Raw genomic sequence first — 14449 nt, forward strand, 5'->3', positions numbered from 1 at the left:
GCGGCGCCTACGCGGAGACGGGCCGCTCCATCACGTAATCGTCCATCACAAACCCGTTGCCGATGTCGTTTACCACCGCGTCGATCACCTGGAAGCCGTTGCCGCGGTACGCGCGCAGCCCGAGCTCATTGCCCTTGTTGACGTTGAGGCGCATCGCATGCCACCCGCGTTTGCGGCAGAGCTCATCAAAGAAGGCGAAGGTGCGGGTCGCCAGATGGCGTCCCCGCGCCTCGGGCTTGAGGTAGACCTTGGAGATGTAGTACCGGCCGCTCTCGGGCTCATCGTGGCCCGCCGTGTAACCTAAGACGTCGCCCGTCTCGCTTTGGATGAACCAGTACTCGTACCCGTGCTCGGCACGGTCGCGCTCCATCGCCTCGACGGAATGGAACATCTCCACCATGTAGCGGGTCTGCTCCTCGCCGATGAGCGCGGGCCAGTAATCCATCCATATCTCTGCGGCGAGCCGGGCGAGCGCCTCGAGCTCCTCGCGCGTCTCGACAGGTTTGAACACAATCTCGTCCACCATGTCTTCCGCCTCCCCTACACGCCGTCCTCGAGCTTGATGAGCATCTTGCGATAGCCGCCGTACGCGCCGTTGAGCGCCTTGGAGACGCGGCTCACCGTAGTGGACGAGGCACCGGTCTGCGTCTGGACCTCCACGTAGGGGTCGCCCTCGTCGAGCAGGCGCGCGACCTGCAGGCGCTGGGCAAAGTCGCAGATCTCGCGCGGGGTGCAGAGGTCGGCGAGAAACGCCTCGACATCGGCCTCGTCCTCGAGAAGCGTCAGCGCGTGCACGAGCTGGCGCACATCCTGCCTCTGATACATCTTCTCGATATCCATCGGACCACCAATTCCGCTCGCGTGCCTGTGCCGTATGCGTGCCGCGGCCCGCCGGGGCATTCCCCGTCGGTCGGCGGCACGTGCGTAGTGTAGCACACCACTACGCTAAAGTGCGCGCTGCAGGAAAGACTATGACATGACCGTAATATCCCACGTGGTCGCACCTACAGATGCGGCAGCGTGGGAATGAGCGAGAGCCTTTCGGCAAGCCCCGAGGTCCACGTTACGCGGTCGGCGTCGTCGATGATGAGCGCCTCCACCCCCGGCAGCCCCTCGATGACGTCGCGCGCATGGGCGGCGCCCATCATGAGAGCGGTGGTGGACCAGCCGTCCCCGTCGAGCGAGCGCTCGGACACGATGGTCGCGCTCGCCACGTCGCTTTGCGCCGGCATGCCCGTCTGGGGGTCGAGGATGTGGTGGTAGGTGACGCCGCCGCGGGTAAACGAGCGCTCAAAGAGGCCGCTCGTCACCACCGAGCCGTCGGCCACCTCGATCAGCGCCCGATGATGCGCCGGGTCGAAGGGGTTCACGATGCCGATGCGCCACGGGTCGCCCGCCCGATGCGGCGGCCGCGCCTCGGGAGCGGCGGGGCGGCCCCCGCCGACCAGCACGTTGCCGCCCAAGTTGAGCACGAAGCGGTCGACGCCGCGCGCACGCAAAAGGCGAGCGAGGTCGTCGGCTATGTAGCCCTTGGCGATGCCGCCGAGGTCGAGGATCGTCTCCGGGTCGGTGAGGGCGAGCGTGGGGACGAGCGCCCCGTCTGCCAGGCGGCGCTCGCCCAGCTGGACGCGCGCGTGAGCGCCTACGTGCTCAAGCGCGCGGGCAAGCGCGACGCGCGCCGGCACGGTACCGGTATGGAAGTCCCAGAGCGACGTGACCGTTCCCATCGTGATGTCGAAGTGCCCCTCGCTCGCGGTCCCGTAGGCGAGGGCGCAGCGCACCAGCTCGGCGGTCTCGGGCGTAACCGGCACCGGCTGCGGCGCAGCGGCGTGCGCCCGCGCGATGTCGGAGTCGGGACGGGTGCGCGAGAGCGTGCGCTCGAAGTACCAGCAGCGCGCCGCCGCGTCCTCAAGCGCCGCGTCGAGAACGCCGCGCACCGAGGAATCGCGCAGCGAGGCGCCGTCGGGCGGATAGGCGTAGAGCCGCACGTCGGTGTTGAAAACGAAGAGTTCGGCCACGCGCGCGCCCGTAGCGTCGTTGCCCAGGTGAGGAGACGGGAAGGCGCCCGCATGCCCCGCGGGGGCGACCTCGCCATCTATAGGTGACTCACAAGATGTCATATCCATACCTTCCCCACGAACGGCGCCCTCTCCTTGCGCGCGCCTCCAAATTGGGGTATACGCACAAAGCGGGTCCGGCGCGCACGACCCCGACCGCTTCCTCGCAAAGCAGGGACGGACGGGCGCATCGGCTCCCATCTTAGCTCAGGCCGGGCGCGTCCCGCGCCCCGTCAGAAAGGTCCGTATGCGTTTTCTTCTCACCTGGCTCGTCACCTCGATCGCCATCGCGGTCGCCTCCGCCCTCGTCCCGGGCATCTTTCCCTTCGGCGCGGTGGAGCCATGGCTGGCCTACGCGTTCACAGGGCTCTTCCTCGCCATCGTGAACGCCTCCATCAAACCGCTGCTCTCCGTGCTGTCGCTGCCCCTCACCATCGTGACGCTCGGCATCTTCCAGCTCGTCGTCAACGCGCTCATGCTCTCGCTCGCCGGCTGGCTCGCCTTGAACCTCCTCGGCGCGGGCGTGGCGATCACCGGCTTTGGCGCCTCCTTTGCGGGCGCCATCGTGGTGAGCATCATGTGCTGGCTACTCGGCTTCATCACGCGCGACTGACGTGACCGGATCGGCGGGCGCACGGCAACCGCGCGGCGGGCACGTTTCATCCCTCTTCTAGGAGGTATCCCCATGACCGTGTACTCATCCATCGACCAGCTTATCGGCAACACCCCGCTCATCGAGCTCACCGGCCTCGAGCGCGAGCTCGCCCTCAGGGCCCGCGTGCTCGCAAAGCTCGAGTCGCAGAACCCCGGCGGGTCCGCCAAGGACCGCATCGCCCGGAACATGATCGACGAGGCAGAGCGCGCCGGGCGCCTGCGACCGCACGCGGGCTACACCATCATCGAGCCCACCTCGGGCAACACCGGCGTCGGCCTCGCCATGATCGCCGCCGCGCGCGGCTACCGCGCCCTCATCGTCATGCCCGAGACCATGAGCGAGGAGCGCCGCCGCCTCATGCGCGCCTACGGGGCAGAGCTCGTGCTCACCCCGGGCGCCGAGGGCATGGCGGGCGCCATCCGCCGTGCCGAGGAGCTCGCGGCAGAGACGCCCCGGAGCATCATCGCCGGCCAGTTTGAGAACCCCGCGAACCCCGCGGCCCACTACGCCACCACCGGCCCCGAGATCTGGGAGGACACCGAGGGGGAGGTCGACGTGCTCGTTGCCGGCGTAGGCACGGGCGGCACCATCTCGGGCGCGGGGCGCTACCTTAAGGAGCGCAACCCCCATCTGCGCGTCGTTGCCGTGGAGCCCGCCGACTCCCCCGTACTCGAGGGCGGGGCTGCCGGCCCGCACAAGATCCAGGGCATCGGCGCGGGCTTTGTGCCCGAGGCGCTCGACACCTCCGTCTACGACGAGGTCATCCCCGTCACCGCCGAGAACGCCTTCGCGACGGGCCGCGCGCTCGGACGCAGGGAGGGCATCCTCGCGGGCATCTCGTCCGGTGCGGCGGCATGGGCGGCGCTCGAGGTCGCTCGGCGGCCCGAGAACGCAGGTAAAACCATCGTGGTGGTGCTCGTGGACACCGGCGAGCGCTATCTCTCGACGGAGCTGTTCACGCAATAGGCATATGCGATGAGCTCCGGCCGGCCTGCCGAGCCGAGAGGCCCATCGGAGCATCGGGGCGCCCTGCCGAAGGCGCCGTTAGCGATTCGACACGAAGGAGCGTACATGGAGCAGAAGCCGCGGGTGCTGGTCGCGATGAGCGGCGGCGTGGACTCGAGCGTCGCCGTGTGGCGCCTTATCGAGGCGGGCTTCGACTGCGTGGGCGCGACGATGATCCTGCACGACGGTGCGGCTGATTCCAACCTCGCTCCCACAGGTGAGTCCGCCGACGTCGCCGCGGCACGCGCTGTTGCCCAGCACCTCGGCATCCCCTTCCACGTGCTCGACTGCCGCGCGGCGTTCGAACGCACCGTGGTAGAGGAGTTCGTCTGCGCCTACGAGCGCGGCGTCACGCCCAACCCGTGCTGCATCTGCAACCGGCACATCAAGTTCGGCCTGCTATGGGAGAAGGCGCGCGAGCTCGGCTGCGACCTCATGGCAACGGGACACTATGCGCGTATCGTGCGGCGCACGACGCCGGACGGGCGCGAGGTCCCCGCACTCGCCAAAGCGCGCGACCTCACCAAGGACCAAAGCTACTTTCTCTACGGAATCGGGCACGAGGCGCTCGGGCATACGCTCTTTCCCTTGGGCGACCTCACCAAGGAGGGCGACGTGCGCCGCATCGCGCGTGAGCAGGGTTTCGCCAATGCCGAGAAGCGCGACAGCCAGGGCATCTGCTTCGTGCCGAAGAACGACTTCGCCGCCTTCATCGAGAGGCGCCGCGGGCGGGCGCTCCCCGAGGGCGAGGTGCTCGACACGGCCGGCAACGTACTCGGCCGCCACCACGGCGCCATCCGCTACACCGTGGGCCAGCGCAAGGGGCTCGGCATCGCCGCCGCGCAGCCGCTGTACGTGACGGCCATTGACGCCGCAGCCAACACGGTGACGCTCGGGAGCGAGCAGGAGCTCATGGCAGGTTCGCTCGTTGCAGGCGACTGGGTGTGGACGGCCCCGGCCGATGAGATGGAGGCGGCGCTCGACGGGGCGGGCCCCGAGGGGCTCGCCGTGGGCGCCAAGATCCGCTACCGCCAGGACGACCAGGCCGCCCGCCTCGCGCGCAGCGGTGAGGGCCGCGTGCGCATCGACTTCGAGCGCCCCCAGCGCGGCATCGCCCCCGGCCAAGCCGTCGTGGTCTACCAAGGTGACTTCGTTCTCGGCGGGGGCACCGTGCTGAGCTCAGACTGACGGCGGGGGTGCCAAAGAGGGCATCCCCCGCCGTCATGCGAGCCGGCTCCTATATGAACTCGTCGAAAGATCGGGAGCCGGCAAAGAAAGTATGTGCCCCTACGCCATGATCTTCCTGAAGAGCTCCACGACGGTGTCGTGATCGGCCTCACGCGGGTTGCCCGGATAGCAGGCGTCGGCGAGCGCGTCGTCAGCGATCTGGTCGAGCTCGTCGGCCTTGATGGCCTCGCAGACCTTGGGGATGTTCACGTCCTCGGAGAGCTGGCGCACCGCGGCGATGGCGGCGTCGGCGGCCTCGTCCGTGCTCATGCCCGTGGTGTCCACACCCATGGCGACGGCGACATCGGCCAGGCGCTCCGACACGACCGGCTTGTTGAACTCCATGGCGATGGGCAGGAGCATCGCGCAGGCGACGCCGTGCGGCGTGTCGTAGTGCGCCGAGAGCGTGTGCGCCATGGCGTGGTCGATGCCGAGGCCCACGTTGGAGAAGCCCATGCCGGCGATGTACTGGGCGAGCGCCATGCCCTCGCGGCCGCTGCCCGGCACGCCGCTCTTGGCCTCGGCCACGGCGTCGCGCAGGTTCTTGGCGATGAGCTCGATGGCCTTCAGGTGGAACATGTCGGTGAGCTCCCAGGCGCCCTTGGTGGTGTAGCCCTCGATGGCGTGGGTGAGCGCGTCCATACCGGTGGAGGCGGTGAGGCCGGCCGGCATGGTGGCCATCATCTCGGGGTCGACGACGGCGACCTCGGGGGCGTCGTTGGTGTCGACGCACACGAACTTGCGGACCTTCTCCACGTCGGTGATGACGTAGTTGATGGTGACCTCGGCGGCGGTGCCGGCGGTGGTGGGCACGGCGATGGTGAACACGGCGTGCTTCTTGGTGGGGGCGACGCCCTCGAGCGAGCGCACGTCGGCGAACTCGGGGTTCTCGACGATGATGCCGATGGCCTTGGCGGTGTCCATAGCGGAGCCGCCGCCCACGGTGACGATGCAGTCGGCACCGGACGCGGCGAAGGCCTTCACGCCGTCCTGCACGTTCTGGATGGTGGGGTTGGGCTTGATCTCGTCGTAGAGGGACCAGGCGATGCCGGCCTCGTCGAGAAGGTCGGTCACCTTGGCGGTGACACCGAACTTCACGAGGTCGGGGTCGGAGCACACGAACACCTTGGTGTACCCGCGGCGCTGAATCTCACCGGGAATCTCCTTGATGGCACCCTGTCCATGATAGGAGATGGTGTTGAGAACGATACGGTTTGCCATGCTGCCTCCTTGGTTGAATGCTGTCGGCGCCCAGATCCGGCGCCTGCATTACTGTATACCCGTAAGATCGCACCCACGGGGGGTGATTTTCTCCGAGCGGGCAGACGCTATCGGGAGAGCGGCGGCCGCCCCGCCGACAGCGCAGGGGCGGACCTAGCCGCGTGCGAGGGGACCGCGGGCATGCTCCCGGTCGATGAACATGAGGAGGAACGCGGCGAGATCGAGCAGGGAGCAGACGGCTATGGCATGCAGGCCGATCGCCTCGACGAACCAGTTGCCCATGACCGCGCCCGCCACGAAGCATACGATGACCCCGAAATACAGCACGCCGTTCTCCAGGAAGCCCCGCTTACGGGTGACTATGTAGTCGTCGACGCTCTGGAGCGCCGAGCGCAGGTTGCCGATGCACATGGTGGTGGCGATACCGTGACCGTGGATCTTCCTGAACGACTCGACCTGCATGCCGCAGGCGAATGACGTGAGGCAGTTCGCCGGGAGGTTGAGCGCCGACGGCAGGAAGCTGACGCCGAGAAGTATCACCGCCTCGACGAGCACCGTCACCTGACGCCAATGGATGCGGCTCGAGAATCTCTCGTGGAACAGGTCGGCGAGCATGATGCCCGCGGCGAAGCTCAGCACGGGGAAGAGGTAGCGGAGCGCCAGAAGCGGGTCGCCCTCCGAGATGTGGACACCCACCAGCAGGATGTTACCCGTCTGCGCGTTGGCGAAGACGCCGTCGCGCGCCACATAGGAGTAGACGTCCATGAACCCGCCGGCGAGCGCGAGGATCACGCCCAGCTCGATCGATTCGGAAACCTGCTTCGCTCGCTCCATGGGAGCCACCGTGCCCTTTCATGTGGACCATGACGCCGTTTGGCACCGGCTCACTATCCTAGCGCAAGCGGGCCCCGGGCGCGCAAGCGTATTCCGGGAACACGGCACCGTCATGTCGGTGGCAGCCGAGAGGCGCTAGCAGACACGCAAGCCCCCGTCGCAGCCCTCATCGCCCTCGACCTGAGAAGATCCGAAGGCGCCGGCGGGCGATATGTCGAAAGGAAAGGTTCCACAGCGGTTGAACGCCGCCATGAACATGCGTATGGCGTTGGAGGGGTGGTCCCCACGCGCTGGGTCGCCGCCGCGAAGGCCACCGTGACGCCCATGCCGATGCAGGCGAAGTGCGTGAGGTTGCGGTCGGCCATAAGGCGGCGCGTCACCATGCCGAGACCCGCGCCCACAAAGGCGCAGAACATCTCGATGGGGCCGCCGCCCAGAAGAAACACGAAGGCACCGCACGCCGCCGCGGATGCGAGCCCCACCTGCCAGGGCGCATAGTTGCCCGGACGGTGCTCGATCTGGTCCATGAGCGCGTGCCACTCGCCAACGGTGAGCTCGGCGCCGCGACGCGTGAGGTCGCGCACGAGACGCTCGGTTTGCCAGATGCGCTCGGTATTGACGCCCGTCGTCGTGAGCGATGCGACCTCCGAGAACGAGCCCTCGTCATCGAAGCACGTGCACTCGATGGACGTAAGGCTCACGTCGGTGGAGATCGTGACGCCGAGGACCTCCGCCGCCGCGTTCATGGCCTCGCGCACGCGCCATGCGCCCGATCCGCCGGAGAGCTTGAGGAGGCCGAGGCGGCATATGAGCGACGACTTGTCGGCGATACCCGCCTCGGGGGCGCGCACGTCGTGGTCGTCGAGGACCTCGTGCCAAGGGACGGGCATATGGTTCTGATGCGACACGCGCGTGTGGCGCGCCCGGTGCCCGCCGAGCTCGCGCAGCGCCCCGGGCAGCGCGCGGGCGCCCCGGGCGAGCTCGCGCGCGGCGGCTACGGGCGAGGACGCCCCGTCCGATGCGGAAGGTTCCTGTAAGGTCATCTGTCGACCGGACATGCGCGCCCTCCTATCGCCGACGCCCTCTGATGCGCCGGCACCCCACCTTGCCGTCTATGGTAGCCCAACCGGGCCCCACGGGTCGCGCCGCCCGCAAAGAGCGCCCCTCAGCGCGCCTCCGTCTCGCCCGCAGCGGGGAGCGCGCCCGCAAAGGCGACGGTACCCGTACGATACAGGTCCGCTGCGAACACGCCTACCACCACCAGCACGACGATCATACCGATGAGCCCAAGGCCGGCGAGCGCGCCCCAGATGGCGTTCACCGCGTACGAGGCGATGTTCACCACCCCGTGGAGCATCATGTTGTAACGCAAACGGCCCGTGCGCCAGAAGAGCGCGCCCAGGGCGAGGCCGATGAGAAACGCGTAGCATGTCTGGACGATATTGCCGTGCAGCAGCCCGAAGAGCGCCGCCTGGATACCGTTTGCCAGCCAGAGCTGCGCTGCCGGCACGCGGCGGGACCGGGCGCGCCAGCGCTCATCGCGCGGGGCACCCCGCCGCCATGCGGCGCGCCACTCGGGGCAGACGGCACGCAGGGCGAACTCCAGAAGGACGCCGCGGCACATCGTCTCCTCCAGAAGCGGAGCGCCGAGCCCGACCACCAGCACCGTGATGAGGCTGAAATCCGTCGTGCCCGCCGCCTCCATCGTGTCGCGGTAGTTCTTCATCACCTGAGGCAGAAGGCTCACCATGAGTGTGAGCACCACGGAGACGAGCATCTGGATCACGACGCCGAGCAAGGCGAGGGCGACAAGGCGGCGCGCGATCGAGGCCGCGTCGCGCCGCAGCAGGCCGCGGCGCGCATAGGACACCTGCCTGGGGGTGAGGATGCGCCACCACAACCAGAACAGAAGCGCCGACGCCAGCTGTGAGGCGAGTTGAAACCAGAGGTCGAACGTGGCGAGCGTTGCAGGATCAGCGATATCGACCTCCGCGCGGTGCGCGACCGTGAGCACGAGCTCGGCCACGGCGAGGTAGGTGCTCCCGCTCATGAGGAGATAGGCGCCCACAGCTCCGCAGCAGGCAAGAAGCCAGGGGAAGCCCCGGTACAGACGGGCCGGAACAGAGAGCTCAGAGCGCGCCATCAGGACGCCTCCTTGAGCTCGGAGCCGTCCGCGAAGGCGCGCGCCGCACCCGGATCGGCGCCGTCTGCCGCCCCCTGGCCAAACGCGCCCGTGGGCGAGATGTCAAACGGAAAGGTGCCGCACCGGTTGAAGGCGGCGATGAACATGCGGATGGCATTGGAGGGCGTCGTGCCCACGCGCTGGGTCGCCGCCGCGAAGGCTGCCTTCTCCTGAGGCAGCACCTTCGCGACGACCGGGGTCATGTGTTCTGCCATGGCGGTCCCTCATGCTGTGGCGTTGCTGCGTTTATGGGACGGCGTGCCTGTTGCACTACGGATTGATGGGTTGCGCGCCGCTCCGTGCTGCGTTTTGGTGCGTTGGTATTACATAGTTTTACTAAGTTATACCCCGCGTGATAGATTACCAGATTGCGGCAACGGGCACAACCCGCCACCGCGCCTTCTTGCTGCAAAACGTAAGCCTCTGTTAGACCACCGGGGATACGGCAAGGAGGCCCCCGGTACCCGGCAGCATCCACCGTGGTCTAACAGCGGCAAACGTAAAAGAGCGCCCGAGCCGTCTGGCATCGAGCGCTCGCTTTGCGCACTATGTGATTGGTGGGGAAGCCTAGCGGCGTCCGCCGCGATCCCCCGGGCGGCGTCCGGTGGCGCCGCCGCGCGGCACCCCGACGCTTTTGACGGGACGATCGTGTCCGCCGCGGTTGTCGCGTCCGCCCGAACGGCCGGAGCGGCTCCGCGTCCGGCGCTCGGAAACCTGGTCGGCGTTGCGCCAATCATGGCTCGGCGCGGGCGCGCTCTCCTGCACGCGTCGACGCCGAGAGGGGCGCCCGGCAGAAGCGCCAGACGGCTCGCCCGCGCGATGGCGGTCGTGACGCGACCAGTTGGCATGGTCTTGACCCGCCACCACGGGCGCCCCCTCCCGCGCGGAGGAGCGGGATGGCGAGGAGGCGCGCTCTTCTTCCACCGCGCGCACGCGCGTGCGCCCGGAGCGCTTAGGGCGCGCCGGCCGCGGCTTCTCCTCCCTCGGGGAGCGCTCGTCATCCGCAGGCGTCTCCGTACGGCGCGCCGAGTCCTTACCGCGCCGCCGCGCAGTCGGCGCATCCGTCCCTTGCGACGATGATGCGGCCGGGGACTCCTGCTTCTGCACCGGCGACGCGGACGGGGCCTTCGGCTTTCCCTTACCGCGCTTAGACGTGGACTTCCCGCGCTTCGTCTTCTTCTTGGCGGGATGGGCCGCCGGCACGCGCGCCGGGTCGACCGCGGGCGGGTTCTCCCCCACCACAAGGCCGTGCGGATCGAAGAGCTCCGCCGTCTTGCCCATCAGGGCCTCGATGGCGAAGAACTCGTCGACGTCGCGCTCCGTCACCAGCGTGAGCGCCCAACCGAGCTCGCCGGCGCGGCCCGTGCGACCGATGCGGTGGATGTAATCGGTCGGCTCCTCCGGCACATCGAAGTTCACCACGTAGCGCACGTCGGTGATGTCGATGCCGCGGGCGAGCACATCGGTTGCCACCAGCACGTCGCAGGCGCCGCTGCGAAACGCCTCGAGCGCGCGCTCGCGCTGCGCCTGGCTGCGGTTGCCGTGGATGGGCTGCGCCTTGATGCCCGCGCGGTTGAGGCGGCGGCAGCATGCGTCGGCACGGTGCTTCGTGCGGGTGAAGACGATGACGCGGCTCGCGCCCTCGCGCTTGAGCACCTCGGCGAGCAGCGCGTTTTTGGCCTCGAGCGAAACGGGCAGCACGTACTGGTCGACGGTATCGGCCGTCGCCGTGGCAGGGGCGATCTCGACGCGCGCGGGATCGCGCACCAAATCGGTGATGGACCCCACCGCCGCCTCATCGAGCGTGGCGGAGAACAGGAGCGTCTGGCGCTCGGCGGGCGTGCACCCCACGATCTTGCGGACGGCCGGCAGAAAGCCCATGTCGAGCATGCGGTCTGCCTCGTCGAGCACGAGCACGGCGACCTCGGAGAGATTCGCCGCGCCCTGGTCAATGAGATCGACCAGGCGCCCCGGCGTGGCGACGAGCACGTCGCATCCGCGCTTGAGCGCGCTGATCTGCGGGTTGTAGGAGAGGCCGCCCACCACCGTCACCGCCGTGTGCTGCGTGCGGCGGGCGATCTTGGCAGCGACCTCGTCGATTTGCTGGGCGAGCTCGCGCGTGGGCGTGATGATGAGCATGAGGGGACCGCGACCGGCGGCCTCCTTGCGCGCGCGGTTGCGGGAGCGGCGCGGCGCGTCACCCTCCGCAGGGGCCGGGGCCACATGGCCCAAACGATCAAGGGCGGGCAGCAGGAACGCGGCTGTCTTGCCGGTACCGGTCTGCGCCGCCGCGAGCAGGTCGCGCCCCGCGAGCACCTGGGGGATGGCCGCGGCCTGCACGGGCGTGGGCGCCTCGTAGCCCAGATCGCGCACGGCGGCGAGCGTCGCTCGGGACAGCCCGAGCCCACCGAATCCCTCGGCCTCTGCCGCAGCGCGCGGCGTGTGTTCAGTTGTAGTCATAGAGTTGCATTTCCATTCTGGGCGCCATCGACCCGCGAGGGGACGCAGGGCGCCGCAAAGCACCAGGGTTATCTTGTCGTGGGCGGTACGCGCAAAACGGGCACATGCCCGACTGGAGCAGACGCGCGGGAGCAGAACCGCCGTCGGTAAGTATAGGGTTTTGCGGGGAGCGGCACCGATGGCCGGCCCCGTACGCACGCAAACCCCATCATGCGCCACCGCGTGCCCAACCCGCTATTCACCTGCGTCGCAGCATAGCCACGGCCGTCTGGCGGGACCTATTGACGAGGGCGGAATACCGATTTCTCCCGTATAATGGGATACACCCCACCCCCCGGGGGTATATGATGGAGCAGGCAACCATGTCCGGGGATGCAGCGCGGCGCGCGAACGCCGTGCCCCGCACCCGCACCATATCCACCGAGGAGGAACCGTATGGCACACGAATGCTTCGATGTGGGCGGCATGACCTGCGCGGCATGCCAGGCCCACGTTGAGAAAGCGGTCGAAAGGCTTGACGGCGTCGACAGCGTCGCCGTCAACCTGCTCTCCGGCTCGATGACCGTTGATTTCGACGACAGCGTCCTCACGGAGGACGACATCTGCACCGCCGTCGACCGCGCGGGGTACTCCGCCTCCCCCCAGGGGGGTCCTGCCGTCGCCGCCGCCCCGGGCGCGCCCGTGCGCGCCGCCAAGCTCGAGTCCCCCACCAAGAAGCTCGAGGCGACGGCGCGCGCCATGAAGCACCGCCTCATCATCTCGCTCGTCTTCTGGGTTCCGCTCTTCTACATCGGTATGGGCCACATGCTCGGATGGCCCGTGCCCGCCGTCTTCGCGGACCCCGCGCACGCCATGACGCTCGCCCTGACCGAGCTCGTGCTCGTGCTGCCCATCATGTACGTGAACCGCGCCTATTTTGAGAACGGCTTCAAGTCGCTCTGGCACCGCGCCCCCACCATGGACGCGCTTATCGCCATCGGCTCCGCGGCGAGCGCCGCGTGGTCGGTCTACGCGATGTTCCTCATGGCAGACGCGCTCTCCGCCGGCACCGCGTCCGGCGTGCACGCCGCGCACGTCCTCGCCATGGACAACCTCTATATCGAGAGCGCCGGCACCATCCTGTCGCTCGTCACGGTGGGCAAGTACCTCGAGACGCGCAGCAAATCCAAAACGGGAGGGGCGCTCGAGAAGCTCATCGACCTCGCACCCAAGCGCGCGACCGTCGTCGAGGAGGACGGCACCGAGACCGAGGTCGCCGTCGAGACCATCCAGCTCGGCCAGACCGTGCTCGTGCGCCCCGGGGAGTCGATTCCCGTCGACGGCATCGTGCTCGAGGGAAGCTCCGCCGTGGACGAGAGCGCGCTCACCGGCGAGTCCATCCCGCAGGAGAAGCATCCCGGCGACACTGTCAACGCCGCCACCATCAACCGAACGGGGTCGTTCACCTTCCGCGCCACGCGTGTGGGCACCGACACCGCCCTCGCCAAGATCATCCGGCTCGTGGAGGACGCCAACGCCACCAAGGCGCCCATCGCGCGCATCGCCGACCAGGTCGCGGGCGTCTTTGTGCCGGTGGTGCTCGGCATCTCGGCCGTTACGTTTGTCGCGTGGATGATCGTGACGGGCAACGTCAACGAGGCCCTCACCGCCGCCGTGGCGGTGGTGGTGATTAGCTGCCCGTGCGCGCTCGGGCTCGCCACGCCCGTGGCCATCATGGTGGGCACCGGCAAGGGCGCTGAGATGGGCGTACTCTTTAAGAGCGCCGAGGCCCTTGAGACCCTGCACAAGGTGAGCGTGGTGGTGCTCGACAAGACGGGCACCGTGACGGAGGGGCGCCCACAGGTAACCGACGTCATCCCTGCGCGGCGCGCCGACGGCACGCCGGTGATGAGTGAGAAGGCGCTCATGAAGCTCGCCGCCGCGCTCGAGCGCAGAAGCGAGCACCCGCTCGCCGAGGCCATCATGGCGCGCGCCGACGAGATGGGCATCGTCGCGCGCGTGGTGAACGACTTCGCCGCCGTGCCGGGACGCGGCGTGACGGCCCGTGAGGGCGAGAGCACCATCGCCGCCGGCAACGCGCAGCTCATGGCCGAGCTCGGCATCGAGGTGCCCGAAGACGAGCGCGCCGCCTTCGCCCGCGCCGGCAAGACGCCGCTCTTCTTTGCCCGCAACGGCGAGCTCGCCGGCACCATCGCCGTGGCAGACCAGGTGAAGCCCACAAGCGCCGCCGCCATCCGGGCCCTGGGCGCGCTCGGGGTCAAGACCGTCATGCTCACGGGCGACAACGCGCTCACCGCAGAGGCCATCGCCCGGCGCGTCGGCATCGGGCAGGTCATCGCCGACGTCATGCCGGCCGACAAGGAGCGCCACGTGCGCGAGCTCGAGGAGACGGGCGCGACCGTGGCCATGGTGGGCGACGGCATCAACGACTCGCCCGCGCTCGCCCGCGCCGATGTGGGGCTCGCCATCGGAGCGGGCGCCGACATCGCCAAGGAGGGCGCCGACGTGGTCCTCATGAGAAGCGACCTGCTCGACGTGGCGCGCGCCATCGAGCTCTCGCGCGCCGTCATCCGCAACATCAAGCAGGACCTCTTCTGGGCCCTCTTCTACAACGCCTGCGGCATCCCGCTCGCGGCCGGCGTGTTCTTCCCCATCCTGGGCTGGCAGCTCTCGCCCATGTTCGGGGCGGCGGCCATGAGCCTGTCGTCGGTGTGCGTGTGCACCAACGCGCTGCGCCTGAGGGGCTTCCGCCCCCGCGTGACCGACCGCATCGCCGGCGAGCGGGCGTAGGCGGCCGACGCGCGGCCG

Annotated in this window: 13 protein-coding genes; 4 read left to right on the plus strand and 9 right to left on the minus strand. The window is 68.7% G+C overall.

Annotated elements, in window-relative coordinates; all coding sequences use genetic code 11:
- Nucleotides 1–7 precede the first annotated feature (7 nt).
- From B5F70_RS07210 to B5F70_RS07220, 3 genes are all read right to left on the minus strand, one after another.
- A complete protein-coding gene (locus tag B5F70_RS07210) occupies nt 8–526 on the minus strand; it encodes a GNAT family N-acetyltransferase (protein WP_241145933.1) in 519 nt (172 codons plus the stop codon).
- Between the two features lie 14 nt (nt 527–540).
- Complete coding sequence (locus tag B5F70_RS07215) at nt 541–840, minus strand: YerC/YecD family TrpR-related protein (protein ID WP_087204905.1); 300 nt, start codon at nt 838–840, stop codon at nt 541–543.
- Nucleotides 841–1004: 164 nt separating this feature from the next.
- Nucleotides 1005–2120, minus strand: coding sequence for an FAD:protein FMN transferase (locus B5F70_RS07220; protein ID WP_241145934.1), 1116 nt, complete (start codon nt 2118–2120; stop codon nt 1005–1007).
- A 184-nt stretch (nt 2121–2304) separates the two neighbouring features.
- On the opposite strand from B5F70_RS07220, the gene B5F70_RS07225 reads away from it, so the two are divergent.
- The 3 genes from B5F70_RS07225 (at nt 2305) to mnmA (ending at nt 4905) form a co-directional block, all read left to right on the plus strand.
- A complete protein-coding gene (locus B5F70_RS07225) occupies nt 2305–2670 on the plus strand; it encodes a phage holin family protein (RefSeq protein WP_087204907.1) in 366 nt (121 codons plus the stop codon).
- Nucleotides 2671–2742: 72 nt separating this feature from the next.
- A complete protein-coding gene (cysK, locus tag B5F70_RS07230) occupies nt 2743–3678 on the plus strand; it encodes a cysteine synthase A (protein WP_087204908.1) in 936 nt (311 codons plus the stop codon).
- A gap of 105 nt (nt 3679–3783) precedes the next feature.
- Entirely contained in the window at nt 3784–4905 is a 1122-nt protein-coding gene (gene mnmA / locus B5F70_RS07235; protein WP_206383523.1) for a tRNA 2-thiouridine(34) synthase MnmA, read from the plus strand.
- Nucleotides 4906–5004: 99 nt separating this feature from the next.
- On the opposite strand, the gene fucO is transcribed toward mnmA, so the two are convergent.
- From fucO to B5F70_RS07265, 6 genes are all read right to left on the minus strand, one after another.
- Nucleotides 5005–6165: a lactaldehyde reductase gene (fucO, locus tag B5F70_RS07240; protein WP_087204909.1), complete on the minus strand. Its 1161-nt coding sequence runs from the start codon at nt 6163–6165 to the stop codon at nt 5005–5007.
- Between the two features lie 153 nt (nt 6166–6318).
- Nucleotides 6319–6999, minus strand: coding sequence for a YoaK family protein (locus B5F70_RS07245; RefSeq protein WP_087204910.1), 681 nt, complete (start codon nt 6997–6999; stop codon nt 6319–6321).
- A gap of 110 nt (nt 7000–7109) precedes the next feature.
- Entirely contained in the window at nt 7110–8057 is a 948-nt protein-coding gene (locus tag B5F70_RS07250; RefSeq protein WP_206383524.1) for a threonine/serine exporter family protein, read from the minus strand.
- Between the two features lie 107 nt (nt 8058–8164).
- Entirely contained in the window at nt 8165–9142 is a 978-nt protein-coding gene (locus B5F70_RS07255) for a CPBP family intramembrane glutamic endopeptidase (RefSeq protein ID WP_087204911.1), read from the minus strand.
- Nucleotides 9142–9396, minus strand: coding sequence for a type II toxin-antitoxin system RelB/DinJ family antitoxin (locus B5F70_RS07260; protein ID WP_087204912.1), 255 nt, complete (start codon nt 9394–9396; stop codon nt 9142–9144). Before B5F70_RS07260 ends, B5F70_RS07255 begins: the two co-directional genes overlap by 1 nt.
- A 352-nt stretch (nt 9397–9748) precedes the next feature.
- Nucleotides 9749–11641, minus strand: coding sequence for a DEAD/DEAH box helicase (locus tag B5F70_RS07265; RefSeq protein ID WP_087204913.1), 1893 nt, complete (start codon nt 11639–11641; stop codon nt 9749–9751).
- A gap of 435 nt (nt 11642–12076) precedes the next feature.
- Here B5F70_RS07265 and B5F70_RS07270 point away from each other — a divergent pair, with 435 nt between their 5' ends.
- Complete coding sequence (locus B5F70_RS07270; RefSeq protein ID WP_087204914.1) at nt 12077–14431, plus strand: heavy metal translocating P-type ATPase; 2355 nt, start codon at nt 12077–12079, stop codon at nt 14429–14431.
- Nucleotides 14432–14449: the final 18 nt, after the last annotated feature.

This window comes from Collinsella sp. An268 (genome assembly GCF_002159765.1).
Classification (GTDB): Bacteria; Actinomycetota; Coriobacteriia; order Coriobacteriales; family Coriobacteriaceae; genus Coprousia.

What these genes read in the sequence shown, in the direction of transcription:
- fucO (WP_087204909.1), bottom strand. Translation starts at nt 6,165, where the DNA reads ATGGCAAACCGTATCGTTCTCAACACCATCTCCTATCATGGACAGGGT.
- B5F70_RS07220 (WP_241145934.1), bottom strand. Translation starts at nt 2,120, where the DNA reads ATGACATCTTGTGAGTCACCTATAGATGGCGAGGTCGCCCCCGCGGGG.
- B5F70_RS07215 (WP_087204905.1), bottom strand. Translation starts at nt 840, where the DNA reads ATGGATATCGAGAAGATGTATCAGAGGCAGGATGTGCGCCAGCTCGTG.
- B5F70_RS07225 (WP_087204907.1), top strand. Translation starts at nt 2,305, where the DNA reads ATGCGTTTTCTTCTCACCTGGCTCGTCACCTCGATCGCCATCGCGGTC.
- B5F70_RS07250 (WP_206383524.1), bottom strand. Translation starts at nt 8,057, where the DNA reads ATGTCCGGTCGACAGATGACCTTACAGGAACCTTCCGCATCGGACGGG.
- B5F70_RS07210 (WP_241145933.1), bottom strand. Translation starts at nt 526, where the DNA reads ATGGTGGACGAGATTGTGTTCAAACCTGTCGAGACGCGCGAGGAGCTC.
- B5F70_RS07270 (WP_087204914.1), top strand. Translation starts at nt 12,077, where the DNA reads ATGGCACACGAATGCTTCGATGTGGGCGGCATGACCTGCGCGGCATGC.
- cysK (WP_087204908.1), top strand. Translation starts at nt 2,743, where the DNA reads ATGACCGTGTACTCATCCATCGACCAGCTTATCGGCAACACCCCGCTC.
- B5F70_RS07255 (WP_087204911.1), bottom strand. Translation starts at nt 9,142, where the DNA reads ATGGCGCGCTCTGAGCTCTCTGTTCCGGCCCGTCTGTACCGGGGCTTC.
- B5F70_RS07245 (WP_087204910.1), bottom strand. Translation starts at nt 6,999, where the DNA reads ATGGAGCGAGCGAAGCAGGTTTCCGAATCGATCGAGCTGGGCGTGATC.
- mnmA (WP_206383523.1), top strand. Translation starts at nt 3,784, where the DNA reads ATGGAGCAGAAGCCGCGGGTGCTGGTCGCGATGAGCGGCGGCGTGGAC.
- B5F70_RS07260 (WP_087204912.1), bottom strand. Translation starts at nt 9,396, where the DNA reads ATGGCAGAACACATGACCCCGGTCGTCGCGAAGGTGCTGCCTCAGGAG.
- B5F70_RS07265 (WP_087204913.1), bottom strand. Translation starts at nt 11,641, where the DNA reads ATGACTACAACTGAACACACGCCGCGCGCTGCGGCAGAGGCCGAGGGA.